The following is a 26028-nucleotide window of genomic DNA, read 5'->3' as shown; positions in this document are numbered from 1 at the left end:
CGTTCGACGGCGAGCGTCACGATAGCGTGACGGAGGGAGGACAGGCGCCTATCAGCAGGGGTGGACGCCACAGCTGCAGGCATCAATGGACGGGCAGGTGCACCGCATCCCCCACTCGATGACCTCCCGCGCGCGGACCAATGACGCTATCTGAGCGTCGATTTCGATGAGTTTTCGCTCGGCGAGCGCGCGAGAGGCCGGGCGTCCGGGCGCGTCGTCGGCGAACAGTAGCTGGATCTCCTCCAGCGAGAAGCCGGCCGACTTGCAGAGGCGGATCACCTCGAGCCGGTCGAGGATCGAGTCGTCATAGCGGCGCTGCCCGCCCCGTCGCGCCGGCGCCGGCACCAGCCCGATCTGCTCGTAGTAACGCAGGGTGGTCGCCGCGATACCGGCGTCGCGGGCCACGTCTCCGATGGTCAGTTGCATCCGGACCTTCCAAGCTTGACTTCGAGTCAACTCTAAGTTGTTCACTGGCCCCATGCACACCACCACTTACACCGAGCTGGCCACCGCCCGCTACGCCCGCCTACGCTCCTTCCGCCGCGACGGCACCGCCGTCGACACCCCGATCTGGTTCGCCTTCGACGGCGACGCTCTGCTGTTCCGCACCAAGGTGGGACCGAAGACCAAACGGTTGGCCGCGCGACCTGACGTGCGACTCGCCGTCTGCGACTATCGCGGCCGGGTGCAACCCGGCACGGCGGAGATAACCGGCCGGGCCTCGATCCTGGCCGGCGCCGACGCCGAACGCGCGAACCGCATCCTGCACCGGCGCTACGGCTGGCAGTGGAACATCGTTCCGTTACTCAAGATTCCGGGCGTAACCAACGTGCACCGTGACCTGCCGCTGCGGGAGAAGCTGCGGCGGGCGCTTGACCGCGGGCTTTGGCCGGACAGCGCGATTGTGCGGGTGGTCCTGGACTGACCAGCGGTCTGGCGCCTCAGCCTCTTCACTCCGATCGTAGAAAACGAAGTCGAGCGTTCCGCACTCAGGCGCCGAGGCAACCCGGGCCGAGCAGCTCCTTCAGATCGCCCATCAAGGCCGGCGACGGGGTCACCCGCAGCGACTGATCGAGTTCCAGCGTGGTGATCCGGTCTCCGCTGATCAACCGCAGGTGCACCTGGGACGTGCCGGGGTGCCGGGTCAGCACCTGCTTGAGGGCGCTGACTTTGTCGATGGTGCACTGCCGGGTGGGCAGACTGACGGCCAGCGGCCGGTTCGGCTGGGCGTTGGAGAAATCGGGCACCACAAGCTCGTTGGCGATCAGGCTGATCCGGTCGTCGCGGATCGCGACCTTGGCGTTGACCAGCACCACGGCGTCATCAGCGATGTCGGCGCCGTAGCTGGAGTAGGTGTGCGGGAAGAACATCACTTCGATGCCACCGGTCAGGTCTTCCAATTGCGCTGAGGCCCAGGGCATCCCGTTCTTGTTGACGCGCCGGTTGACCGCGGCCAGGATGCCGCCGACGCGCACCTGGGTGTCGTTGGGCACGTCGCCGTCCAGGATCGCCGGGATGGCGGTGTCGACCTGGGTGGCCAGTAGGTGCGCCACCCCGTTGAGCGGGTGCCCGGACACGTACAGGCCCAGCATCTCGCGTTCCAGCGCGAGTTTGTGCTTGTCCTCCCACTCGTCCTCGGGCACCTTGATGGTGAACACGGCGTCCCCGTCGCCGTCGGAGCCGCCGAACAGATCGAACTGCCCCATCGCCTCGGCCTTCTTGGTGCCCAGCACCGAATCCACGGCATCGGTATGCACCAGGAAAAGACCCTTGCGCGGGTGGTTGAGCGAGTCGAACGCGCCCGCCTTGATCAACGACTCGGTGACTTTCTTGTTGCACGCCGAAATGTCGATCTTGTTGAGGTAATCCGAGAAGTCGGTGAACTTGCCCTTCTCGCTGCGGGTCTTGATCAGCGAGCCCACCACGTTGGCGCCGACGTTGCGTACCGCTCCCAGCCCGAAGCGGATGTCCTTGCCGACCGAGGCGAAGTTGACCAGGGACTCGTTGACGTCCGGCGGCAGCACGGTGATGCCGAGCTTGCGGCAGTCCGCCAGGTAGACCGCCGCTTTGTCCTTATCGTCGCCGACGGAGGTGAGCAGACCCGCCATGTACTCGGCCGGATAGTTCGCCTTCAGGTAGGCGGTCCAGTAGGACACCAGGCCGTAGCCGGCGGCGTGCGACTTGTTAAAGGCATACCCGGCGAACGGAAGGATGGTGTCCCACAACGCTTTCACCGCTTTTTCGGAGAAACCGTTGTTGGTCATGCCCTCGTAGAAGCCCTTGTACTCCGCCTCGAGCACCTCGAGCTTCTTCTTGCCCATCGCCTTGCGCAGCGCATCGGCCTTACCCATGGTGTAGGAGGCGACCTTCTGAGCAATGAACATGATCTGCTCTTGGTAAACGATGAGACCGTAAGTCTCCGAAAGGATCTCGCGCAGCGGTTCCTCGAGCTCGGGGTGGATCGGCTTGATGGGCTGGCGGCCGTTCTTGCGGTCGGCGTAGTCGTTGTGGGCGTTCATCCCCATCGGGCCGGGCCGGTACAGCGCCAGGACGGCAACGATGTCGTTGAACTCGGTGGGCTGCATGCGGCGCAGCAGGTCGCGCATCGGCCCGCCGTCGAGCTGGAACACCCCCAGGGTGTCGCCGCGGCCCAGCAACTCGTAGGTCGGCCCGTCGTCCAACGGCACCGACTCCAGGTCGAGCTCGATGCCCCTGTTGGCCTTGATGTTCTCGATCGCGTCGCCGATGATCGTCAGGTTGCGCAGGCCCAGGAAGTCCATCTTCAACAGGCCGATGGCCTCGCAGGACGGGTAGTCCCAGCCGGTGATGATCGCGCCGTCCTGCGGCCGCTTCCACAGCGGGATCGCCTCGGTGAGCGGCTCGCTGCTCATGATCACCGCACACGCGTGCACACCCGCGTTGCGGATCAGGCCCTCCAGACCGCGCGCCGTCTGGTAGATGGTGCGCACGTCCGGATCGGTCTCGATCAGACTGCGGACCTCGGCCGCTTCCTTGAACCGCTCGTGGTTGGGGTCGGTGATGCCCGACAGCGGAATGTCTTTGGCCATGATCGGCGGCGGCAGCGCCTTGGTGATCCGGTCGGCGATCGCAAAGCCGGGCTGGCCGTAGTGAATCCGCGCCGAGTCCTTCAGCGCCGCTTTGGTTTTGATGGTGCCGAAGGTGATGACCTGTGCAACGCGGTCGTGGCCCCATTTGTCGGCCGCGTAGCGCACCATCTCGCCGCGGCGGCGGTCGTCGAAGTCGATGTCGATATCCGGGGCCGACGGGCGCTCCGGGTTGAGGAACCGCTCGAACAGCAACCCGTGCGGGATGGGGTCGATGTTGGTGATACCCATCGCGTAAGCCACCAGCGACCCCGCGGCCGAGCCACGGCCAGGCCCCACCCGGATGTCGACCGAGCGCGCATAGTTGATCAGGTCCGCCACGATCAGGAAGTACGCAGGGAAGCCCTTGTCGCAGATGACCTTGATTTCGTACTCGGCCCGGTCGATGTAGTCCTGGCCGACGCCGTCGGGGAACCGGCGCCGCAGGCCGGCCATCACCTCGTGGTGCAGCCAGGACGCCTGATCGTGCCCCTCGGGCACCGGGAACACCGGCATCCGGTCGCGCGGCGTCCACACATCGGCGTAGGACTGCACCCGCTCGGCGATCAGCAGCGTGGAGTCGCACGCACCAGGCACCTGGCCGTCCCACAGCTGGCGCATCTCGGCGGCCGACTTGAGGTAGTAGCCGTCACCGTCGAACTTGAACCGGTTGGGGTCCGACAGCGTCTTGCCGGTCTGTACGCACAGCAGCGCCTCGTGGTTGTGGGCGGCGTCGCGGGTGACGTAGTGGCAGTCGTTGGTGGCCAGCGGCGGGATGTCGAGCTTGCGGCCGATCTCCAGCAGGCCCTCCCGGACCCGCTGCTCGATCGACAGCCCATGGTCCATCAGTTCGAGGAAGTAGTTGTCCGGCCCGAAGATCTCGCGCCACTTCGCCGCCGACTCCAATGCCTCGCGATCGTGCCCAAGCCGCAGCCGGGTCTGCACCTCCCCGGACGGGCAGCCGGTGGTAGCGATGATGCCCTCGGCGTGTTCGGCGACGAGTTCGGCATCCATGCGCGACCATTTGCCCAGCTGACCCTCGAAGGAGGCCAGCGACGACAGCTTGAACAGGTTGCGCAGGCCGGTCGCATTCTCGGCCACCATCGTCAGGTGCGTGTAGGAGCCGCTGCCGGATACGTCGTCTGACTTCTGGCTGGGATCCCCCCAGGTGATGCGGCGGGTGTCGAAGCGCGAAGCCGGCGCGATATAGGCCTCCACGCCGATGATCGGCTTGATCCCGGCCTTGGTGGCGGTGTTGTAGAACTCGCTGGCGCCGAACATGTTTCCGTGGTCGGTCATGCCGATGGCGGGCATCCCCAGCCGCTCGACTTCGGCCAGCATCGGGCTGATCTTCGCGGCACCGTCCAGCATCGAATACTCGGTGTGGTTGTGCAGGTGCACGAAGCTCGACTGGTTCATAGGGACGCCAGTCTATGACCGGGCACCGACACATCACCGGCGTGTCGCGGAGTGTGTCTTGACGGCTTTTAGGCGTACAGCTCGACGAAATTCTTCAGCGACTTTTCTACGTCACCCTTGACGGCGCGGGCGGCCGCTTTGCCCACCGGGCCGAACAGCGCGCGCCCGCCCAGCTCAAGGCGCAGGCCCATGGTGGAACCGTCGTCGTGGGGCGTCACGGTGACCCGCACGCCGTACTTTGCTCCGCCTTTGCCGTCGCCGGACATCGCGACCTCGTGCGGCGGGTCCCATTTCGTCACCGTCCACGTCACCCGGTTGCGCAGCCCCTTGGAGCGGGCCACGCCGACGACCTGGGTGCCTTCGCTGATCTCCTCGGGCACCTCACTGCGCCAGCCCTCGTGCATGACGAGCCATTCGCTCAACTGGGACAGATCCGACACGCGCTCCCACATGTCCTGCGGACTCATGGGTACATCAGAGGTCACCTCGACAGAAGCCATGTCGCGAGCGTAACGGCAGCGCGGTTACGCTCGGCGGCGTAGCTGCCGGAGTCGGCCGAGCGGAGGGAGGGTTAGTGGTCGAGGATCGGACGGGTTCGCGGTTCGGGCCGTACCGGCTGATCCGTCTGTTGGGCAGCGGCGGGTTCGGCGAGGTGTATGAAGCCGAGGACACCACCATGCACCGCGCCGTGGCGCTGAAGTTGCTCACCGGCGCCTACTCCCAGGATCCGGTGTTCCGCGAACGCCTCTTCCGGGAGGCGCACACCGCAGGCCGGCTGCGCGAACCCCACGTATTGCCGATCCACGGCTGCGGCGAGATCGACGGCCAGCTCTACATCGACATGCGGCTGGTGCGCGGCGTGGACCTCGAGACGGTGCTGAAGCGGGACGGCCCGCTCGATCCGGCGCGGGCGGTGAACTTGATCCGCCAGACCGCCGCCGCCCTGGATGCTGCACACGCCGAACACGTGATCCACCGCGACGTCAAGCCCGCCAACATCCTGCTGTCCGGCGACGATTTCGCGAGCCTCGTCGACTTCGGGCTGGCCAACGCGGCCGGCGACGCCCGGCTCACGAAGCCGGGCAAGGCCGTCGGCACCTTCGACTACGTCGCCCCAGAAAGACTCTCCGGGGGCGCGGTCGACCACCGTTGCGACGTTTATGCGTTGGCCTGCGTGCTGTACGAACTGCTTACCGGCTCGCCGCCCTACGCCGAGCACCGGGAAATTGCCGCGCTGATGCATGCGCAGCTGACCGCGCCGATCCCGCGGGTCAGCGAGCAACGTGCAGGCATCCCAGCCGAATTGGACGCGGTCATCGCACGTGGCATGGCCAAGGACCCCGACGCCCGCTATGGCACGGCGGGCGAGTTCGCCGCGGCCGCCATGCAGGCTCTTAATCCCGCGGCGACCACCCGCGAGTGGACCGCCGCTCCCCCTGCGCCGCCACTTCCCGGGGTCCGACCGCCCCAGCCGCTGCCGGACTGGGCCCGGCCACCGAACCGGAAATCGCGGCGCCGCAAGGTGATCGCCGTCGCCGCGGTTGCCCTCGTCACCGTCGCGGCAGTGGTGGCGATCATCGCGATCGTGCGCCGCCCCGCATCGTCGCAGCCGGCGGCACCCAGCGCGCCGCGGCCGTCGTCGAGCGCCCCGATCGTGCTGAAGTTCCCGGCGCTGGTGAATACCCGCGGCATCGCCGTCGACGAGGCCGGGACCGTCTACGCCACCGAGGTCGGCGCCCGCGCACCCGAGGGCCGGGTACTGAGACTGCCGGCCGGTCAAACGTCGGCCACCGAGCTGACTTTCGGAGAATTGGTCCCGACGGGCCTGGCGGTGGACCCGGCCGGCAATGTGTATGTCGCCGACCTACACGCTCCGGGCGTGTGGAAGCTGTCACCGGGTGCCCGCGGGCCATCCCTGGCGCCGTTCGGACACCTCATCCGGCCGGAAGGCGTGGCCGTCGGCAAGGATGGCAGCGTCTACGTTGCGGACACGGCCGCGCGGCAGGTACTGCGGCTGGCTCCCGGTGCGACGAGCGCCACGGTGCTGATGCCGACGACACTGCTGAACGCACCGGCGGGCGTCGCCGCCGACAACGACGGCAATCTCTACATCGCCGACGGCGAGGACCGGCACGTGCTGAAACTGCCCCCCGGCGCCGATGCCCCCACCGAGCTGCCGTTCGCCGGGCTCCAGCAGCCTTACGGTGTGGCGGTGGACAACAAGGGCAACGTCTTCGTCTCCGACGTCGAAGGACGTGGGATCTACAAGCTGGCTCCCGGTGCGACTAGTGCCACCCCGGTGGCCTTTCCCGGCCTGAACTATCCGTTCGGGCTAACGGTTGACAAGGACGGCAACCTCTACGTCGCCGACTGCCATCGCAGCGACGAATGTGCCACCGGCAAGGTGCTGGAAATAGGTGCTGCGCAGTGACTTCCAGCTCTCGGGTGGGATCCCGGTTCGGGCCCTACGTCTTGCGACGGCTGCTTGGCACCGGCGGGTTCGGCGAGGTCTACGAGGCCGAGGACACCGCGATGAACCGCGTGGTGGCGCTGAAGCTGCTGTCCAGCAGCTACTCGCACAATCCCGCGTTTCGGGAACGCCTCTTCCGAGAGGCTCGCACGGCCGGGCGACTGCATGACCCGCACGTAGTGCCCATCCACGGCTGCGGCGAGATCGACGGGCAGCTTTACATCGACATGCGGCTCATCGACGGCACCGACCTGCAGAGCACCCTGGACCGCGAGGGCGCTCTGTCCCCGCCGCGAGCCGTCAACATCGTGCGCCAAATCGCCGCGGCGCTGGACGCCGCGCACGCCGAGACCGTGATCCACCGCGACGTGAAACCGGCCAACATCCTGCTCGGCAATGACGACTTCGCCTGTCTCGTCGACTTCGGACTGGCCAACGCCGCCACCGACACCAAGCTCACCAGTGAAGGCACCACGATCGGCTCGTTCGCCTATCTGGCGCCGGAACGCCTCGCCTCCGGTGAAGTCACGCCGGGCGCTGACATCTACGCGTTGGCGTGCGTGTTGTTCGAATGCCTGACCGGATCCGCGCCCTATGAAGGTCGTACCGAGATCCCTGCGTTGGTCGCCGCCCATCTGACCTCTCCGCCGCCTCGGCCGACCCAGCACCATCCGGGTATCCAGGTCGGGTTCGACGAGGTCATCGCCCGCGGGATGGCCAAGGAGCCCGAGCAGCGCTTCCGCACGGCCGGCGACTTGGCCGCCGCCGCGCAACGCGCCCTGAATACTCCGGTACCGCAGCGCGATTGGGCACCCCAGGAAGCCGGCACCACTCGGCCTTGGACACCACAGGCACCACCCGCGCCCCCCTTTCATGCACCAATGCCGTTGCGTCGCAAGTCCCGTCGCGGGCTGATGCTGGCGGTCGCGGCCATCGCAGTGGTGGCCGTCACGGCCGCCGTCATCGCGGTCGTCGCGGCACCCGAACCCACCCAGCACGCCACTCCCAGCACCAGCACGACCGCGAGCCCGAGCGGCGCCGCGCCGGTCACCAGCGCCGCCCCGCCGTTGAACGCCACCCGCCTGCCGATCATCGGGTATGGGGAGCTCGGTGGGGTGGCGATCGGCCCGGGCGGGGACATCTTCGTCGTCGACACCAGCACTGCCCGCGTCTATCGATTCGCCGCCAATTCCGCAGCTCCCGTCGAAGTGCCGTTTCGCGGCCTCACCCGACCCAAGCAGGTCAGTGTGGACGGCGCCGGCGGTATCTACGTGACTGACTTCCCCAAGGGCGACAACGCCGGAAAGGTGTGGAAGCTTGCCCCCGGCGCCGCCGACCCGGTCGAGTTGCCGTTCGGCCGGTTGTTTCCCAACGGCGTGGCGGCCGACGCCGGCGGAACCGTGTTCGTCGCCGCGAACGATCGAGTACTTCGACTCGAGGCGGGGTCCACCACTCCGTCCGTGCTGCCGTTCGGAAGCGGAGGGTTCGAAGGGATCGCCGTGGATGCCCCCGGCAACGTCTATGCCCTGCAGTCCGGACGAGTACTCAAACTCGCTCCGGGCGACGCCAACCCGACCCAACTACCGTTCGGGCAGCTCGGCCGGGCACAGGGTGCCGCGATCGACGGCCAAGGCAACATCTACGTCATCGACAACGCCGACAACAGGGGCCGGTTGCTGAAACTCCCGGTGGGCGCCACCACATCCACCCTGCAATTCGCGCCAGAGAACCAGTCATTTGGCGGCCTGGCAATCGACGGTGCAGGCAACATCTACCTGACCGAAAACACCCGGCTGCTCAAGGTCGGTGGCAACTGATGGCCGATCGGAGCCTGAAAAGCCTTCTGGCACAAAATGGCTCGCTTGATCCCGCGCGCGCGGTCGACGTGGTGCGCCGGGTTGCGTCAGCGATCGACGCCGCTCACGCGAGTCAAACCGTTCATCGTGACGTCAGCACGGACACCATCCACTTAGCCGGCGACGATTCGGTGTTGCTTTCCGACAGCGGTGGGCCCACGCCGTCCACTGAGCGCACCCGCTCCCTGGTCACCAATACCGAGGCCACCTACCGCGCCGACGTCTACGCGCTGGCGGCCGTGCTGTATGAGTGCCTGGTCGGACACGCACCACCGCCCGCCGGTCCCGGTGCGCCGGTCCCGCGTCCCGGCCAGCAGCGCGCCGGCATCCCCGCAGCGCTGGAGGACGTCGTCGCCAAGGGATTGGCACCCAATCCCGACGACCGCTACCGCAGCGCCACGGATCTGGCGACCGCCGCCCAGCGTGCCCTCGCCACGAAACCGCCCCCGCCGTCGAACCCGTCGGAGGCCGCAACCCGCACCATCGAGCTGCCGCCACCGCCGCCGAACCCCAATCCCCCGCCACCGCAATGGGATCCCGGCTACGGACGGTCGCCCACGGTGTCGTATCCGCATTCCCGCCCTATCCCATTACCGCCGCCACCAGCGCCGCGGCGCCGGCGCCGCATCGCGCCGGTACTAGCCGTCGTCGTCATCTTCGGCGCGGTAGTGGCCGGGGCCATCGCCATTCCGCGACTCGTTCATCACAGCGGGTCCGCTCCGGCCGCGCCGACCACGTCGACGGCGACCCCCGAACCCCGGCGCACCTACGCCGGCCAACCGATCGAGCTGCCCTTCCCGGGCATGCATCCGACGAGGAGTTTGGGGCTGGACGGCGCCGGTAACGTCTACGTGCTGGCTTCAATCGCGCCACCTCCCGATGCCGGCATGTTCGATTCGACCCCCGCGCAACTGTTCAAGCTGACGCCCGGGGGAAGCGGGCCCACCACGCTCGAGTTCAACGGAGTGGATCTGCGTTCGGCGTCGGATGTCACTGTCGATCAGGCAGGCAACATCTACGTCAGCGTGGGCGCCCAGGTCTGGTTCATCGAGGCCGGAAAGTCCACTGCGATCCGATTGCCGTTCCGGGGGTTCTCGTCGATCCAGGCCATCGCGGTCGACAGGGCAGGCAACGTCTACGCGGTTGGCGGTCTGCTGACTGGCGACATGGCGCTGAAGTACGGCGCCAAAAAGCTGGCGCCCGGCGAAAACCGGCCCACCGACCTGGCTTTCGGTGACATCTTCCTGCCTCGGGGCATGGCGGTGGACAGCGCCGGCAACATCTACATCTGCGCCGGCGTCAAGGGCACCGGCCATGGCCGCATACTCAAATTGGCGGCCGGCGCCACGACCCCGACCACGCTGCCGATCCCCGACCTGATCGAGCCCAGGCACGTCGCGTTCGACAGCGCCGGAAACATCTTCATCGCCGACGGCTTCGGCCGAGGTTTTTACGAATGGCCGTCGGACGGCGGCAGCGTCGTCAAGGTGCCCCTGGCCGCGAACAGCTACGACGTAGCGTTCGACTCCACGAACAACCTCTACGTCCTGACATCAGCTGTTTCGGACAGGTCCAACAAGCTCATTCAGCCCGGCCGGGTGTTGAAGATTCCGCCGGACAGTTAACGCCCGGGCCCGCCGCGCAGCGCGTTGCCGATCCGAATCCCCGGCAGCAGGAGGCTGCGTGGAATGAGCCGGCCGCTGGTGCTCACCACCTTGGGCACCGTGCCGGGCACCACCGTGCGCTTACCGGCCAGCATCCCCTTGATCGCCTGCTCGGCAACCTCCTGCGGCGTGGTTTGGAACACCGGGAGGCTGAACCGTTCGGCATCGGCGATCTGCGCCCACTCCGTGGGCACCGGACCGGGACACAACGCGGTGACTGACACCCCGGTACCGTGCAGCTCCTCCTGCACGGCCTCGGAGAAGGTCAGCACAAACGCCTTGGTGGCGGAGTAGACGGCCATGTACGGGATCGGCTGGAAACCGGCGATCGAGGCGATGTTCAACACCGCGCCGGCCCCGCGCTCGACCATGCCGGGCAGGGCCGCGTGTGTCAGCTCGGTCAGGGCCAGCGCATTGAGCGTGACCTCCTCACTTTCCCTTTCGAACGGCAACTCCCAGAACTTGCCGCTGGTGCCGAAGCCGGCACTGTTGCACAGCCCGCCGATCGGATCGGTGCGCAGGCGGTCGACCAGCTTCCCGCGGGATGCCGTGTCGGACAGGTCAAGTGGCAGCACCTCCACGTCGACCTTGTTGGAGGCGCGCAACTCCTCGGCGAGCTCGTCGAGGCGTTCGCGTCGGCGCGCGACGAGGATCAGGGGAAAGCCGCGGCCGGCCAGGCCCTTGGCCAGCTCGGTACCGATGCCCGAGGAGGCGCCGGTGATGACGACGGTGGCGTTCTTGTTCGGTTTGGGAAGGCTCATGCGATCACCAGTGAATCCCTCGGGTCGCCTGCAGGAACGTTTCGCTGCGGCGATCGAGATCCTTTTGCTCACCTTTGTCGTCGGCGCCCTTGGCCGCCGAGGAATCGTCGAACATGCTGAAGGCGCGGTTACGCACCCGGTCCATGACGGCGGGATTGACGGCATCGGCGACGGCGGCGAACTGTCCGAACGGCGAGCTGGCCCGCCGCGGCCGGTGGATCAACGCGTCGGTGATCACACCCGCGGCCTGATCCGGGGTCAGCGTCGGGAACTTGTCGTACATGGTGGTCGGGCTGATCATCGGCGTGCGCACCAGCGCCATGTGCACGGTGGTGAATCGCACATTGTCACTGACGGTTTCGGCCTGCAGCGCATCGCACAAGCTGTCCAGCGCGGCCTTGCTGGCGATGTAGGCGCCGAACCGCGGTGCGCGGGTCTGCACGCCCACCGAAGAAACGTTGACGATGTGGCCGAAGCCGCGTTCCCGCATACCCGGGATGAATTTGAGGATCAGCTGCACCGCACCCAGGTAGTTCAGCTGAATGGTCCGCTGGTAGTCGTGGATGCGGTCGTAGGACAGCGCGAGCGAACGGCGGATCGAACGTCCCGCGTTATTGATCAGAATGTCCACCCCACCGAGGTCTTCGAGCACCTTGTCGGCCATCTCGGCGATCGCGTCCATGTCGGACAGGTCGCACGGGTAAACATGGGCGGTGCCCCCGTTGCCGCGGATGTCGTCGGCGACCTTTTCCAGGTTCTCCAAGGTCCGAGCGACCAGAACCACGGTGCCGCCCGCCTCGGCGATCTTGTGCGCGGCGGCCTCGCCGATGCCCGAGGAGCCGCCGGTGATCAGCGCGATCCTGCCCTCCACCGCATCCTCGAGCTTGCGGCCCTGCACCGCGTCGCGCAGGTTGCGCCAATAGAAGGGCCGGTACCGACCCGCGGAGTTCGGCGTGTTGATCAGGTTCGACACGGCCGCGAACGGCTTTTCGACCAGATTCGTGAGGTCACCAAGATTCATTGACAGTTGCTCCTGATGGCGGTGTGGATGGTGTGACACAGGTCATAAAGCCAACCTAGGACATCGGCCGGTCAATTTATACAGATTGCCCCTATGTAAACAATCGTCTTGTAACACCGGATAATCCGGCGGTGACGGCGGACTAACCGACCAGCAACCCACAGATGGTCAGCTGGGTCGATGCCGCTACCGAAACTTCTCCGGCCGCGCAAAGTTGTCAGCATCTACGACAGGATCGGCGGCTACGAGGCGATCGAGACTGTCGTCGACGACTTCTACGACCGCGTACTCGCCGACGAGGAGCTGGTCGGGTTCTTCACCGGGACCAACATGAACCGGCTCAAAGGCCGGCAGGTGGAGTTCTTCGCGGCCGCTCTCGGCGGTCCCGATCTCTACACCGGTGCACCGATGAAGCAAGTGCATCAGGGGCGCGGCATCACCATGCACCACTTCGGTCTGGTCGCCGGGCACCTCGGCGACGCGCTGGCAGCGGCCGGGATACCGGCGGGCACGATCGCCGAAATAGTGGGCGTCGTAGCGCCGCTGGCCTCCGACATCGCTTCCGCGGAAGGCAGCACCACGACAGACTGAGCGCCGTGCGGACGAACTGCGCGCGGTGCGGGATAGTCGATGGTGTGAAACTGTTCGCCGCCTGCCTGGTCGCCGCGTTCATTGTCACCGCGTGCGGCGGCCACGCCCCGCCCAGCCAGACCTCCGCTGTCCCCCCGACCACCACGGCGTTGCCCCCGCCCCCCGCTGGGACGTTCGACTGCGCTAAGCCGGCGAACAAAGCGCAGCAAATGGTATGTAGCGAACCGCAATTGAGCGATCTCGATCACCGTGTGCAGAGCGCCTACCACCAAGCCCTGTCACGTCCGGGGGCTGACCAACCCGCGGTGACGAGCGCGCAAACCGCCTTCGCCACCACCAGGGACGGCTGCGCTGACCGCACCGACATGCGAACCTGTGTCGTGGAGGCCTATCAGACGCGGCTGGTCGAGCTGATCATCGCGGACCCGGCAACCGCGGCTCCGCCGGTCGTCGCCTACGACTGCCCGCCGGACGCCGGCACCCTGACCGCCCAGTTCTACAACCAGCTCGATCCGAAGACGGCGGTGCTGGATTGGAAGGGCAACCGCGTCATCCTGTTCATCCAGCCCTCAGGTAGCGGCGCCCGGTACGGCCGTGCGGGGTCGGAATACTGGGAACACCAGGGCGAGGTGACATTGGACCTCAGCGGCACCAAATTCGTCTGCCGCACAAGGTGAACGCCTCCCGCAGCTTCGAAGACCTGGTGGCCGAAGCCGAGTCAGCCGCGCTCGACGGATGGGACTTCTCGTGGTTCGACGGCCGCGCCACCGAGGAACGACCGTCCTGGGGTTATCAACGGCTGATGAGCAGCCGTCTTGCGGAAGTTTCTGCGGCGCTGGACATTCAGACAGGTGGCGGCGAGGTGCTGGCTGGGGCGCAGCGGTTTCCGCCGACCATGGCGGCGGTGGAGTCCTGGTCGCCCAACGCGGCGCTGGCGACCAAGCGGTTGCATCCGCGGGGCGTGGTAGTGGTGGCCACGCCCGCCGAGTCGCCGCTGCCGTTTGCCGACGCGGCGTTCGACCTGGTGACCAGTCGGCATCCGAACACGGTGTGGTGGAACGAGATTGCGCGGGTGCTGCGGCCCGGCGGCAGCTACCTCGCCCAGCACATCGGCCCGGCCACCGTCTCGGAGTTGGTCGAATACTTCATCGGTCCGCAGCCCCAAGCGTGGGCACGTCGTCATCCGGATCACGAGCGGGCACAGGCGGAAGCGGCCGGCCTGCAGATCGTGGACATGCGGTCCGAGCGGCTGCGGCAGGAATTCTTCGACGTCGGCGCCGTCGTTCACTTCCTGCGTAAGGTGATCTGGACGGTGCCCGATTTCAGCGTCGAACGCTATCGCGAGCGGTTACGCGAACTGCACGAACGCATCCAACAAAGGGGACCGTTCGTCGCTCATGCCGCGCGTGTCCTCGTCGAGGCACGCAAACCGTCACTCCTCGGCGCGTAGCACGTCCAGCGCGTGCACCAGGTCGGCCGGGTAAGGGGCCTCGATCTCGATCCGGCGGCCGTCGGCCGGATGGGCAAACGCCAGCGACCGCGCATGCAGCCATTGCCGTTCCAGGCCAAGCCTTTTCGCCAGTTTGGGATCCGCGCCGTAGACCAGGTCACCGCAGCAGGGGTGATGTAGAGCGGCGAAGTGCACCCGGATCTGGTGGGTCCGGCCGGTCTCCAGGTGCACGTCGAGCAGGCTGGCGGCGACGAACGCCTCCACGGTGTCGTAGTGGGTGATGCTGTGCCGGCCGTCCCGTTTGACCGCGAACTTCCATTCCGGGCCGGGGTGCCGGCCGATCGGAGCATCGATGGTCCCGCTGGACGGATCCGGATGTCCTTGCACCAGCGCGTGGTAACGCTTGTCTACGGTGCGTTGCTTGAACGCCCGCTTGAGTACCGTGTAGCCCCGTTCGGAGATCGCCACCACCATCACCCCGGACGTGCCGACGTCCAGACGATGCACGATGCCTTGGCGCTCATGCACACCGGAGGTGGTGATCCGGTAGCCCGCGGCGGCCAGGCCGCCCAGCACCGTCGGACCGGTCCAGCCCACCGACGCGTGCGCAGCCACCGCCGCGGGCTTGTCGACGGCGACGATGTCGTCGTCGGAGTACAGGATCGTCATGCCCTCGATGTCGACGGGCGTGTTCTCCGGCGGCTTCGGCGGCTCCGGCAACCGAACCTGCAGCCAGGCACCCGAATTCAAACGATCGGACTTCCCTGCCGTCACACCGTCCAGTTCGACGCCGCCGTTCTCGGCGATGGCGGCTGCGGCGCTGCGGGACAGCCCCAGCAGGCGCGCCAACCCGGCATCCACGCGCATGCCCGCCAGTCCCTCCGGGACCGGCATAGAGCGGTCGGTCATTCCTTCGACTCGGTGTTGCGCCGACCCACGGTGTCGAAGTCGAAGCCGAAGATGGACAGCACGACGAGCAGGATGGCCCCGCCCACCACGGACGGGTCGGCGACGTTGAACACCGGCCACCACCCGACCGATAAAAAGTCCACTACGTGGCCCCGCAGCGGCCCGGGTGCCCTGAAGAAACGGTCGACCAGGTTCCCCATCGCGCCGCCCAGGATCATCCCTAGCCCCACCGCCCACCACGGTGAGACCAGTCGACGGCCCATCCAGAAGATGCCGACCACCACGCCGGTCGCGATCAGCGTCAGCACCCAGGTGTAGCCGGTGGCCATCGAGAACGCGGCCCCCGAATTGCGGACCAGCGTCCAGGTCACGGTGTCGCCGATGATCGACACCGGCTGCCCCGGGGGCAGCAGTTTGACCGCCAACACCTTGGTCACGATGTCCAGCGAAAGCACCACCGCCGCAACCGCCAACAGCAAACGCAGCCGCCGGGGCGGCGGGGCTGCCTCGGGCTCATGGGCTGCCACGGCGTCACCGGCTGATGTCAGCGGATCGGCGGACCCTGTTGGTTCGTCAGGCACCCCACCATCATCCACTAAGCCGCCGGGGGTGCGGGATGATCCCCTGATGGGCCGCGTCACCGTGATCACCACCGGAGGGACGATTTCGACGAGCACCGGCGCCGACGGCGTGCGCCGGCCCGCACACTCGGGCGCCGACCTCACTGAAGGGCTCGACGTCGACGTCATCGACCTGATGGCCGTCGACAGCTCCGAACTGACACCACCGGACTGGGACCGGATGCGCGACGCGGTGCACACCGCGATCACCGACGGCGCGGACGGGATCGTGATCGCGCACGGCACCGACACCATGGAGGAGAGCGCCCTGTGGCTGGAGTTGACCTACTCGGGTGACGTTCCCGTGGTGCTGACCGGTGCGATGCGCAGCGCCGACGCGCCCGACGCGGACGGGCCCGCCAACCTGCGGGCCGCGGTGGCGGTGGGGGCCCACCCGGCGGCCCGTGGTCTGGGCGTGCTGGTGTGTTTCGCCGGCCGGGTGCTGCAACCGCTGGGATTGCGCAAAGCCGCAACCCAGGACCTCAGTGGGTTCGCCGGGCAACTGCTCGGTACCGCCGATGGCGTTGTGTCGTTGACGGGGGCCAAGGTCCGACCGTTCGTCGGTGATGTGGGGGTCAGTCGGGGCGCCACGGGTCGATATCGCCGTGGCGTATCTGGGCAGTGACGCGGTCGCGCTGGACGCTTTCGCGGCGGCCGGCGCCCGTGCGGTGGTGTTGGAGGCTTTGGGTTCCGGCAACGCCGGGGTCGCCGTCGTTGACGGGGTGCGACGCCTGTCCCGCGCCGGCGTGACGGTCGTGGTATCCACCCGGGTGCCCAGCGGTCGGGTGAGCGCCGGTTACGGACCGGGCGACGACCTGGCCCGCGCGGGCGCGCTACTAGTGCCGCGACTAGGTCCGCCGCAGGCCCGCGTCCTGTTGATGGCGGCACTGGCCGCGGGCCTACCCCTCGCCGACGTCCTCGATCGGTGGGGCTGAGGAGTCCCGCTCGCGCAGATCACCGACGTAGTCGGGCCAGTCCAGGCTGTCGACCGGGTTGGCGGCGGCGAGATCGGGGGTCTTGACCGGGAAGGTCCGGGCCTGGCCGGGGCCAGAACTGCGGGTCTCGAATCGCACGGTGACCACGCCATGACCCGCCCCCTGGACCCACCCGTGCCCGAACTCGGGGTGTACCACGTCGTCGCCCACCCGCCATGACGCCCCGTCCTGACCGGTGAGCAGCGCCGCTCGCATCGTCTCGAAATCCTGATGCGATTCCGGCGCCGTTTCCAACCCCGTTGGCAAGGCTGATTCCTGCGCCAGCTCCAGATCGGGAAACAGCGACTCCTGGCGGACGTCGCTGAGACCCGAAAACCCAACGCCCAGAAGGCGAATCGGCCCGATCTGCACGGGGTCGAGCAGCAGCCTGCGAGCTAAGGCCACCAACGCGCCCGCTTCGACCGTCGCGTACGGCAGGGTCGCCGAGCGGGTAAGCGTGCTCATGTCGGATTTCTTCAGCTTCACCGTGACCGTCCGCGCGCCGCGGCCGTCTTTCAGTAGGCGGCGGTGCGCGTGTTCGGCGATGGGTTCGATCGCGTCCCGCAGCTGATCGAGGGTGGTCAGGTCGGTGGCGAAGGTGGACTCGGCGCTGATCTGCTTGGCTTCGGCGCGTTCGGCGACCGGGCGGTCATCGATGCCGCGGGCCAGCCGATGCAACGCCGGCCCGACCGTGGCCCCGAGAATGTTGGCCACTTCCGCGTCGCTGAGGGCCGCCAGCTGCCCGATGGTCTCGATGCCGAGCCGATGCAATTTGTCCTCGGCAACCGGACCGATCCCCCACAGCCGCCGCACCGGTAAGCCGGCCAGCAGCGCTCGTTCCTCGGCGCGGTCCACGACCCGGATGCCGTCGGGTTTGGCCAGACCGGAGGCGATCTTGGCGATCTGCTTGCCCGAGCCGGCACCTACCGAGGCGATCAGGCCGGTCTCCTCGCGGACCCGTCGCCGCAGTTCGCCGCAGAACGCTTCGGCATCGGCCGCCGACGCCCCGGCGAGCTGCGCGGGTTCGCCGAATGCTTCGTCGAAGGACAGCTGCTCCAGGACCGGCACCAGGTGGCGCACCGTCTCGAAGACGCGCCGGCTCGCGACCCCGTACACCACGCCGCGCGGGGGCAACACCACCGCCGAGACTCCGACCAGCCGGCGGGCCTGATGCATCGGCATGGCCGAATGGGCGCCGAACACCCGCGCCTCGTAACTGGCCCCGGCCACCACGCCCCGCCCGCCCAAGCCGCCAACCAGCACCGGACGCCCCCGCAGAGTCGGCCGGGTTAGTTGTTCGACGGAGGCGAAGAACGCGTCCATGTCCAGGTGCAGCACCCAACGGGACTCCACAGGTGTCGATGCTATTTGGCTGTGTGCGCTAACCGGCCGACCGTGGGCCTTATGGCGCAGGAAAGCAGGGGCGCAGCGCCATAGCCCGCACGCTCGAGCGCACGCGGGCGATACACTCGAAACCCCTTGACCGCCTGGACATTCGGCGCGTTGCGGACCATTTTCCGAAACGCCAATCCGATATCGGAACCAATTTCTTTACGCGAGCGAAAATATTGCGTTACACGCATGTTTAATAGCCGTTTTCCTGGCCATTACCACGTTGATCGCGCGCGATCGGCTATTGGCACTGGTCAAAGGAGATGGCTATGTCACTCGTTGTTGCTCCCGAATGGATCGAGTCCGCCGCCCAAGAATTGGCAGGCATACGGTCGGCTTTAACCGAGGTATCGGAGTCGATCGCCGCCTCCACCACGGCCATAGCTCCCGCGGCCGCGGACGAAATCTCGGCCGCGATCGCCCGCGTATTCGGAGAGTTCGGCGAGGAATTCCAAACCATCAGTGCGCAGACTCGGGCCTTTCACGCCGGGATCGTCGACCTGCTGGGCTCCACCGCCGGCGCATATGTGGGCACGGAGTCAGCGAATGCCGTGCAGGTGGTAGCCAATTCCGCGTCCTCTGCACTGGTCCCGGGCGGCACCGGCGGTCTGCCGGCTATCCCTGCCCTGCCAGCCATGCCTGGTGCTCCGACCCTGCCCGGTCTTCCCGGCGGCCCGGCCCTGCCCGGCCTCCCGGCCCTGCCCGAGCTGCTACCCGGACTGTTCGGCCCCGGCGCCACTGCGCCCGATTGGACTGCGTTCACCAGGCCGTATGAAGCCCTCGTCAACAACACGATCGCGAACCTGCAGAGCCTCGGCAACGGCCTGCAGTCCAACCCGTTCCCGTTCTTGCGGCAATTCCTCGCCAACCAGGCCCACTACGGCGAGATCATCTCCACGTCGCTGGCCAATGCCGGGGCTAGCCTGCAGGCCGGCGCGGACGCCGCCCAGGTCCTCAACGATGTCATGCCCATCTTCTCCATCCCGGGCCAGATCGGGCAGAACGCGTTCAACTTGCTTAGAACAGTGACCGACTTCTCCTACTCCATCGGAGCACAACTCGACCCGGTGGCCACCGGAGCGGCCTTCTTCGGTCTACCGATAGCCATGGGCATCAACGCGATTGGTTCGCCGATTACCACCTTCGATGCGTTCATGTCCAGCGCGACGGCCTTCGGCAGCGCCATGCAACGCGGCGACCTGTTCGGCGCCGCGGTGGCCGTGCTGACCGCGCCCGCCGTCGTCACCAACGGTTTCCTGAACGGCCAGGTCATGCTGGGCCTGTCCCTACCCGCGCTAGACCTGCCGCTCGCCGGTGGCGTCGGGACACTCAGTGTGCCGGCGACGGCAGGTTTACCCGTCGGCGGGCTGCTCACACCCTTGTCGACCGTAACCGCGAATATCGGTCCGGCCACCGGCTTCCCGCTGTTGTCGCTACCGCTCGGCGGCACGCCCACCGGCGGGATCCTGCCGGGGCTGCTGCTGCATCTACCTCAGCGGCTCGCCGAAGCCATCGGCGCACCCCCACAGCCGATTTCACTGGTTGCGGCGGTGCCGGTCGTCCCGGCCGTCGACCTGTAATCGACCCGGCACCGCCCTACGCGGGCACCCGGGAGATCGCCACCCGCACCCCGTCGCCGATCTCGACGCCGTCGGACGGGTCGCCGAATTCAAAGGACGTAGCCAGGATCTCGCCCGCGATCAGGTCTTGGTGGGTGCGCGCCCACTCCTCGCGTTCGGACGGCACCGCGACCACCACGCTGATCCGGTCGGACACTTCCAACCCGGTCGACTTACGCAGCTCCTGCAGCTCGCGGATGCGGTCCTTGGCCCAGCCCTCGGCTTCCAGCTCGGGAGTCACCGTGCCGTCCAGTACCACCAGGCCCGCTCCCCCGGGCAGGGCCGCGGTGAACTCAGGGTCGGCGGCCACCAGCCGGGAGCTGTATTCCTCGGGTTGCAGCACCGCCGGGCCTGCGGTCAAAGTGCCGTCCGGGTTGACAACGCCTTCACCGGCCTTGACGGCCTTGATCGCCGCCTGCACATCCTTTCCCAACCGCGGTCCGGCGACCCGGGCGTTGACGGTCAGCTCGAAGCGACCGTAGGTGTCGATCGCATCGGTGAGCTCGACCTGCTTAACGTTGAGCTCGTCGCCGATCAGGTCGGTGAACGGCCGCAACCGCTCCGGATCCTCCACCGCCACGGTCAGTTTCGGCAATGGCAGCCGTACCCGCAGCTTCTTGGCCTTGCGCAGCGAGGATGCCGCCGAGCACACCTCGCGCACCTGGTCCATCGCGGTGACCAGGGCGGCGTCCACCGGCAGCTCTGAAGCCTGCGGCCAGTCCGTCAAATGCACCGAGCGGCCACCGGTCAGGCCGCGCCAGATCAATTCGGTGATCAACGGCAACAACGGCGCGGCCAACCGGGCGGTCACCTCCAGCACGGTGTGCAGGGTGTCGATGGCGTCGGCATCTTCCACCCAGAATCTCGAACGGGACCGTCGGACATACCAATTCGTCAATGCCTCGGTGAACAGGCGCAGCTGCTCGCAGGCTCCGGAGATGTCGCACACATCCAGCGCAGCGGTCAGGTCGTCGCGCAGCACCGCCAGCTTGGCCAGGATGTAGCGATCCAGCACATGCTCGGAATCTGTGCGCCAGGTACCGACCTTTGGTGCGTACAGGGCCAGGAAGCTATAGGCGTTCCAGAACGGCAGCAACACCTGACGCACGCCATCGCGGATGCCCTGTTCGGTGACGATCAGGTTGCCGCCGCGCAGGATCGGCGAGGCCATCAGGAACCACCGCATGGCGTCGGAGCCGTCGCGGTCGAACACCTCGGTCACATCGGGATAGTTGCGCAGCGACTTGCTCATCTTCTGGCCATCTGACCCCAGCACGATCCCGTGTGCCACACACGTTTTGAACGACGGCCGGTCGAACAACGCGGTGGCCAGCACATGCAGCGTGTAGAACCAGCCCCGGGTCTGGCCGATGTACTCGACGATGAAGTCACCCGGGTAGTGACTGTCGAACCAGTCCGCGTTCTCGAACGGGTAATGCACCTGGGCATAGGGCATCGAACCGGAGTCGAACCACACATCGAGCACATCGGTGATGCGGCGCATCGTGCTGTTGCCGGTGGGGTCGTCGGGATTGGGCCTGGTGAGTTCGTCGATGTAGGGCCGATGCAGGTTGTCCGGGCGCACGCCGAAGTCGCGTTCCAGCTCGTCCAGGCTGCCGTACACGTCGATCCTGGGGAACGCCGGATCGTCAGACTTCCAGACCGGAATGGGAGTGCCCCAGTACCGGTTGCGCGAGATCGACCAGTCACGGGCGCCCTGCAGCCACTTGCCGAACTGCCCGTCCCTGACGTGCTCGGGATACCAAGTGATCTGCTGATTGAGCTCCACCATGCGATCGCGGAACTCGGTCACCCGCACGAACCAGGACGACACCGCCCGGTAGATCAGCGGGTTCCGGCAGCGCCAGCAGTGCGGGTACGGGTGCTCGTAGGTTTCATGGCGCAGCAGCACCGCCCCGTTCGCAGCCGCCGGACCGCTCTGATTCTTCAGATCGCGGATGATCTGCGGGTTGGCGTCGAAGACGTGCTGCCCCTGGTAATCCGGCACGGTCGCGTCGAAGCGGCCCTTGGCGTCGACGGGCGTGACCGGCACGATGCCCACCGGATCGGTGGTCGCCATGTCGTCCTCGCCGTAGGCCGGCGCCATGTGCACCAGTCCGGTGCCGTCCTCGGTGGTGACGAACTCGCCGGGCAACACTTGGAATGCGTTGTGCGCGTCCAGGAAATACGGGAAGGGCGGCAGATACCGGGTGCCCAGCAGCTCCGAGCCGGGGATGACGCGCAACACCTCGGGCTCTTCGCCGAGCTCGCGCGCGTAGGCGGCCAGGCGCGCCTCCGCGAGCACAAAACGTCGATCCCCGGCCCGAACTTCCACATAGCTCACGGCGGGGTTCACCGCTACCGCAAGGTTCGACGGCAGGGTCCACGGCGTCGTCGTCCAGATCAGCAAGTAGGCACCGGCCAGTTCATTTTGTGAGTCACCGCCCACCACCTTGAATCCGACGGTGAGAGCGGGGTCCTGGCGGCTTTGGTAGACATCGTCGTCCATGCGTAGCTCGTGATTGGACAACGGTGTCTCGTCTCGCCAGCAGTACGGCAGCACCCGGTAGCCCTCGTAGGCCAGGCCCTTGTCCCACAGCTGCTTGAACGCCCAGATCACCGACTCCATGTAGCTGAGATCGAGGGTCTTGTAGTCATTGTCGAAATCGACCCAGCGGGCCTGGCGGGTAACGTACTGCTGCCACTCGTCGGTGTAGCGCAACACCGACGCGCGGCAGGCGTCATTGAAAGCGGCGATGCCCATCGAGTCGATCTGGGACTTGTCGGTGATGCCCAGTTGGCGTTCGACTTCGAGTTCGGCCGGCAAACCGTGTGTGTCCCAGCCGAATCGGCGCTCCACTTTGTCGCCGCGCATGGTGCGATACCGCGGCACGATGTCTTTGACGTAGCCGGTCAGCAGGTGCCCGTAGTGCGGCAGGCCGTTGGCGAACGGCGGCCCGTCGTAGAACACGTACTCGGCTGCCCCGTCACGTCGGGCGATGCTGGCGCGGAAGGTGTCGTCGCGGAACCAGTAGTCGAGCACCTCGAGCTCGAGTGCGGGAAAGTCGGGTGCGCCGCTGGCCAGCTTGGGATAGGCGGTGTGGGCCTCGCTATCCAGGTTATTCGTCACGCGTTGTCTCCGGTGCCTCGGCAGTTCAGGCACGGGGACGACGCTGCGCTGGTGCGCGAACGCCGCGGTACCACCCCGCTTGCCACGCTGACGCGTGACCGCTCTGGATCGGCTGTCACGGGCCTACCCGTTCGGTTCTACTGAGCCGCAGAGGCTGTTCTTCCGAAGGCTCCCCGGTGATGGCCGGATCGATGCCAATGTGATGAGTCTAATGGATGGACCCCGAGGGGCTGGCCCGCCGCAGGCGCCCTGCGGTCGGCTAGCCCCTCGGAGTCCGGAGTTGATCGCTATTCATGGCCTTACGCCTGAACCTCGAGCACACCGACGCGCCACAGCGCCGCGTACAGGTGCCGCAGCGGGATGGTGAGCAGCCGGGCGGCGCCGTCAACCAGGGGGTCGCTTCCGGCACCGAGCGCCTCGTCGATGCGACGCGCCCCCTTCGTGGGCGCCTTCGCCGGCACGTCGGCTACGGGTACCTCGCGCACCACGTGCAGCTGCGGCGCGGCGGGGATGGTTACTACTTCGTCGTACAGAGCAGCGGTCATGATCGCCTCCTAGCGGGAAAACCAACGGTGACAGGTGGACCTCAAAAGAATCTTGAAGAGTCCCGTCCCGTAACGGTTCCGAGCATGGAGGGTGTGTGACGACTCAGCCGAGGACGTCGTGCCGGAGACCGGTCAGGGACGAAACATCCGGATATCGACCCGGACTACCACTGGAACTCATGCGTCCCTCACCTCCTCTCGGTCACGACCCACGCGGCAACCGCGCGGTCTGTGCAACACAGCAAGGAGAACAGAATCCCGGCATTCCCGCCGGAAAATCCGCACCCCTCTCGTCAGAGCTTCGGCACTACCCGACGTGTCCGGTAAACCGGAAGCCACCTGGGCTCAACCCTTAATCCGGGAGGAGCTGTCCTGACCCGGGGCGTCTTTCGACGTTCGGGGTCAGTGGCCTATGTTCGTGTAGCCGCCTCACCTAACGAGGTGCTTGCCTGACCGATAATGCACCACCGGCCCGACTCGGTCAACGCGCCATCCCGCAGATTCCCGATCTTTACGCCGTCCCGCTGCACAACCACAGCGTCCGCCCAGCAGTAGCAGCCCTGAGCTGGGCAAACGCTGTGATAATGCGCAATGTGGTTAAGGTCACAATTCGGCGGACAGACCCTCGAGCCGCCCGATTGTCTCGATGTACTCCTCGACCATCTCCAGCACCACCGCCCGGGTGGGTCGGACCCGATCAAGCGAGCCGACCACCTGGCCGACGAAGTAGGTGGCGAGTTCGCGCGCCTTGGCGCCGGGATGTGCCGCCGCCTGGTTGATGCGGATCTGCGAATCGGTGACGAGCGCGGTCTGCAGCGGCATGCCCAGCGGATTCGGGGTGTCGGGCCGTTCCCACTCGTCGGTCCAGGCCGTGCGCAGCATGCGTGCCGGTTTGCCGGTCATCGACCGGGACCGCACCGTGTCCGAGGACGTGGCGGCCAGGAATTTGTCCTTGACCACCGGGGCGGTTTCGGCTTCCTCGGTGGTAAGCCACACCGATCCACACCACACGCCCTCGGCGCCCAGGGCCAGGGCCGCCGCGATCTGGCGGCCGCGGGCGATGCCGCCGGCGGCCAGCACCGGCGTGGGCGCGACGGCGTCGACCACCTCGGGAACCAGCACCATGGTCGCCACCTCGCCGGTGTGCCCGCCCGCCTCGGTGCCCTGCGCGACGATCAGGTCCACTCCGGCGGCCGCGTGCCGGCGCGCGTGCTGGGTAGTGCCGGCCAGCGCGGCCACCAGCACGTCCTGGCTGTGCGCCCGTTCCACCAGGTCGTGCGGCGGGGGCCCGAGCGCGCTGGCGATCAGTCGGATGCCGTGCGAGAACGCCACCTCCAGCAGCGGTTCGTAGCCCTTCGGCGAGATGTTCAGGCCGCCGCGGATCGGCTCTTCATCGGTGACCTGTGCGGCGACCCCGTAGCGGGTCAACAGCTCGTCGACGAACGCGCGGTGTTCCTCGGGGAGCAGGTCTTGCGCCTGCCGGGAGTTGATGCCGCCTTCCTCGGCGCCGACATACTTCGGCGGCAGCAGCAGGTCCACCCCGTACGGCTTGCCGCCGGTCTGCTCCTCGATCCAGGTCAGCTCGCTCTCGAGGCGCCGAGGGCTGTGTGCGGTGGCCCCGAGAATCCCGAAACCACCCGCATTGGTCACCGCGGCGACCACATCACGGCAATGACTGAACGCGCAGATTGGAAATTCGACGCCGAGCATTTCGGCCACCCTGGTTCGCATGCCGCCGACGCTACGCCGTCACGCTGACGGTTCATCCAGAGTGGGTCTGAGGTAGGCGAACTGCGCGATTCATGGGCCGAAGGCGCACGTCGGGCGGCGACGCTAGGACGGTGGGGAAACGCCGTCCGGTGGCCAGCTGGCCACGCCCTCCTCCAACGGAACCTTCAGGCTCCGCAGGATTGAAGCGACCATCCGCCATGCCCCGATCGCGGTGACCAGCTCGATGAGAACGGTTGTGTCACTGCTGAATTCCCGCTCACACGCCGCCCAGCTCGCATCGCTCACCGCGCCGTCGCGCACGATGTCGTCGGTGGCGGCCAGCACCGCCCGTTCGGTGGCACCGAACCCGTTGTGCGCCTGCCAGTCCCGCACGCCGACCAGATCTTCGGCCGATACGCCCAGGCGCGAGGCCACCCGCCAGTGCTGGGTCCACTCGTAGTCGCAGCCGGTCAGCCAGCCGATGCGCATGATCGCCAGTTCGCGCAGCCTCCGGTCAAGGGCGCCATGCCACAGCATCGAGGCGAGCAGATCGTTGAAGACGCCCGCCAGTCGCGGATGGTTCAGCAGCGCCTGGAAAATGCTCAATTCGGCCATGTAGTCCGGTACGCCGGCTTCGTCGGCGGCGGCTTTGGCCTCGTCGACGGGCAACAGGGGTATCCGGGACGGCTCATTGGCTTGGGTCATGCTGCATGCCCTCCCCGCTTATCGCACAAGCGAATCGAATGAACTCCAGGGGTTTCGCACATTACCTCCCGTCAGCCGGCCTTCGGGC

Annotated in this window: 20 protein-coding genes, 1 pseudogene and 1 riboswitch; of the genes and pseudogenes, 9 read left to right on the top strand and 12 right to left on the bottom strand. The window is 67.1% G+C overall.

Annotated elements, in window-relative coordinates; translation table 11 throughout:
• Nucleotides 1–51 precede the first annotated feature (51 nt).
• The gene (locus tag BN972_RS10080; protein WP_036355826.1) at nucleotides 52–426 is read right to left on the bottom strand and encodes a MerR family transcriptional regulator; all 375 of its coding nucleotides are present in this window, start codon (nucleotides 424–426) and stop codon (nucleotides 52–54) included.
• Nucleotides 427–478: 52 nt separating this feature from the next.
• Between BN972_RS10080 and BN972_RS10075 the strand changes: the two genes are divergently transcribed.
• Nucleotides 479–925: a PPOX class F420-dependent oxidoreductase gene (locus BN972_RS10075; protein WP_036355823.1), complete on the top strand. Its 447-nt coding sequence runs from the start codon at nucleotides 479–481 to the stop codon at nucleotides 923–925.
• A gap of 64 nt (nucleotides 926–989) precedes the next feature.
• Here BN972_RS10075 and dnaE read toward each other — a convergent pair whose 3' ends face one another.
• A complete protein-coding gene (gene dnaE / locus BN972_RS10070) occupies nucleotides 990–4523 on the bottom strand; it encodes a DNA polymerase III subunit alpha (RefSeq protein ID WP_036355819.1) in 3534 nt (1177 codons plus the stop codon).
• A 68-nt stretch (nucleotides 4524–4591) separates the two neighbouring features.
• A complete protein-coding gene (locus BN972_RS10065; RefSeq protein ID WP_036355816.1) occupies nucleotides 4592–5023 on the bottom strand; it encodes a type II toxin-antitoxin system Rv0910 family toxin in 432 nt (143 codons plus the stop codon).
• Nucleotides 5024–5097: 74 nt separating this feature from the next.
• Here BN972_RS10065 and BN972_RS10060 point away from each other — a divergent pair, with 74 nt between their 5' ends.
• Genes BN972_RS10060 through BN972_RS10050 form a run of 3 tightly spaced genes read left to right on the top strand, consistent with a single transcriptional unit; the run spans nucleotide 5098 to nucleotide 10474 of the window.
• Nucleotides 5098–6954, top strand: a complete 1857-nt coding sequence (locus tag BN972_RS10060) for a serine/threonine-protein kinase (protein WP_036355813.1) — start codon at nucleotides 5098–5100, stop codon at nucleotides 6952–6954.
• A complete protein-coding gene (locus BN972_RS10055) occupies nucleotides 6951–8810 on the top strand; it encodes a serine/threonine-protein kinase (protein WP_036355810.1) in 1860 nt (619 codons plus the stop codon). The genes BN972_RS10060 and BN972_RS10055 overlap by 4 nt, the downstream gene beginning before the upstream one ends.
• Nucleotides 8810–10474 (top strand): hypothetical protein, encoded by a 1665-nt coding sequence (locus BN972_RS10050; RefSeq protein ID WP_036355807.1) that lies wholly within the window; start codon nucleotides 8810–8812, stop codon nucleotides 10472–10474. Before BN972_RS10055 ends, BN972_RS10050 begins: the two co-directional genes overlap by 1 nt.
• Here BN972_RS10050 and BN972_RS10045 read toward each other — a convergent pair.
• Nucleotides 10471–11274, bottom strand: a complete 804-nt coding sequence (locus BN972_RS10045; protein WP_036355804.1) for an SDR family NAD(P)-dependent oxidoreductase — start codon at nucleotides 11272–11274, stop codon at nucleotides 10471–10473. The genes BN972_RS10050 and BN972_RS10045 overlap by 4 nt on opposite strands.
• A 4-nt stretch (nucleotides 11275–11278) precedes the next feature.
• The gene (locus tag BN972_RS10040) at nucleotides 11279–12295 is read right to left on the bottom strand and encodes an SDR family NAD(P)-dependent oxidoreductase (RefSeq protein ID WP_036357214.1); all 1017 of its coding nucleotides are present in this window, start codon (nucleotides 12293–12295) and stop codon (nucleotides 11279–11281) included.
• A gap of 180 nt (nucleotides 12296–12475) precedes the next feature.
• Here BN972_RS10040 and BN972_RS10035 point away from each other — a divergent pair, with 180 nt between their 5' ends.
• From BN972_RS10035 to BN972_RS10025, 3 genes are read left to right on the top strand one after another with little or no spacing between them, the layout of a single operon-like run.
• On the top strand, nucleotides 12476–12886 hold the full coding sequence (locus BN972_RS10035; RefSeq protein WP_036355800.1) for a group I truncated hemoglobin: 411 nt from the start codon (nucleotides 12476–12478) through the stop codon (nucleotides 12884–12886).
• Nucleotides 12887–12936: 50 nt separating this feature from the next.
• A complete protein-coding gene (locus BN972_RS10030) occupies nucleotides 12937–13563 on the top strand; it encodes an MliC family protein (protein WP_036357211.1) in 627 nt (208 codons plus the stop codon).
• Nucleotides 13560–14336 (top strand): class I SAM-dependent methyltransferase, encoded by a 777-nt coding sequence (locus tag BN972_RS10025; protein WP_036355798.1) that lies wholly within the window; start codon nucleotides 13560–13562, stop codon nucleotides 14334–14336. Before BN972_RS10030 ends, BN972_RS10025 begins: the two co-directional genes overlap by 4 nt.
• On the opposite strand, the gene BN972_RS10020 is transcribed toward BN972_RS10025, so the two are convergent.
• Nucleotides 14319–15245, bottom strand: coding sequence for an RluA family pseudouridine synthase (locus BN972_RS10020; RefSeq protein ID WP_036355795.1), 927 nt, complete (start codon nucleotides 15243–15245; stop codon nucleotides 14319–14321). The two genes, BN972_RS10025 and BN972_RS10020, sit on opposite strands and share 18 nt — an antisense overlap.
• Nucleotides 15242–15826: a signal peptidase II gene (gene lspA / locus BN972_RS10015; RefSeq protein ID WP_036355792.1), complete on the bottom strand. Its 585-nt coding sequence runs from the start codon at nucleotides 15824–15826 to the stop codon at nucleotides 15242–15244. The genes BN972_RS10020 and lspA overlap by 4 nt, the downstream gene beginning before the upstream one ends.
• A gap of 46 nt (nucleotides 15827–15872) precedes the next feature.
• On the opposite strand from lspA, the pseudogene BN972_RS10010 reads away from it, so the two are divergent.
• Nucleotides 15873–16800 (top strand): annotated as a pseudogene (locus BN972_RS10010) (asparaginase).
• Here the strand turns inward: BN972_RS10010 and BN972_RS10005 are convergent.
• Nucleotides 16765–18192 (bottom strand): DNA polymerase IV, encoded by a 1428-nt coding sequence (locus BN972_RS10005; RefSeq protein WP_455709856.1) that lies wholly within the window; start codon nucleotides 18190–18192, stop codon nucleotides 16765–16767. The pseudogene BN972_RS10010 and the gene BN972_RS10005 sit on opposite strands and share 36 nt — an antisense overlap.
• A 308-nt stretch (nucleotides 18193–18500) precedes the next feature.
• On the opposite strand from BN972_RS10005, the gene BN972_RS27665 reads away from it, so the two are divergent.
• Entirely contained in the window at nucleotides 18501–19811 is a 1311-nt protein-coding gene (locus BN972_RS27665; RefSeq protein ID WP_051545200.1) for a PE domain-containing protein, read from the top strand.
• 16 nt (nucleotides 19812–19827) lie between these two features.
• On the opposite strand, the gene ileS is transcribed toward BN972_RS27665, so the two are convergent.
• The 4 genes from ileS to BN972_RS09980 form a co-directional block, all read right to left on the bottom strand.
• The gene (gene ileS / locus BN972_RS09995; protein WP_099051068.1) at nucleotides 19828–22968 is read right to left on the bottom strand and encodes an isoleucine--tRNA ligase; all 3141 of its coding nucleotides are present in this window, start codon (nucleotides 22966–22968) and stop codon (nucleotides 19828–19830) included.
• A gap of 311 nt (nucleotides 22969–23279) precedes the next feature.
• The gene (locus tag BN972_RS09990) at nucleotides 23280–23525 is read right to left on the bottom strand and encodes an Rv1535 family protein (RefSeq protein ID WP_036355787.1); all 246 of its coding nucleotides are present in this window, start codon (nucleotides 23523–23525) and stop codon (nucleotides 23280–23282) included.
• Nucleotides 23526–23803: 278 nt separating this feature from the next.
• A riboswitch (M-box (ykoK) riboswitch) is annotated at nucleotides 23804–23973 on the bottom strand.
• Nucleotides 23974–24128: 155 nt separating this feature from the next.
• On the bottom strand, nucleotides 24129–25256 hold the full coding sequence (locus BN972_RS09985; protein ID WP_036355784.1) for an NAD(P)H-dependent flavin oxidoreductase: 1128 nt from the start codon (nucleotides 25254–25256) through the stop codon (nucleotides 24129–24131).
• Between the two features lie 102 nt (nucleotides 25257–25358).
• Nucleotides 25359–25940 carry a carboxymuconolactone decarboxylase family protein gene (locus BN972_RS09980; RefSeq protein ID WP_036355782.1) on the bottom strand — a complete coding sequence of 194 codons (582 nt, stop codon included), beginning with the start codon at nucleotides 25938–25940 and terminating at the stop codon, nucleotides 25359–25361.
• Between the last annotated feature and the right edge of the window lie 88 nt (nucleotides 25941–26028).

Source organism: Mycobacterium asiaticum DSM 44297, from assembly GCF_000613245.1.
Lineage (GTDB): Bacteria > Actinomycetota > Actinomycetes > Mycobacteriales > Mycobacteriaceae > Mycobacterium > Mycobacterium asiaticum.
Note: the sequence above shows the minus strand (reverse complement) of the source record. Positions and strands in the feature narration are given on the sequence as shown.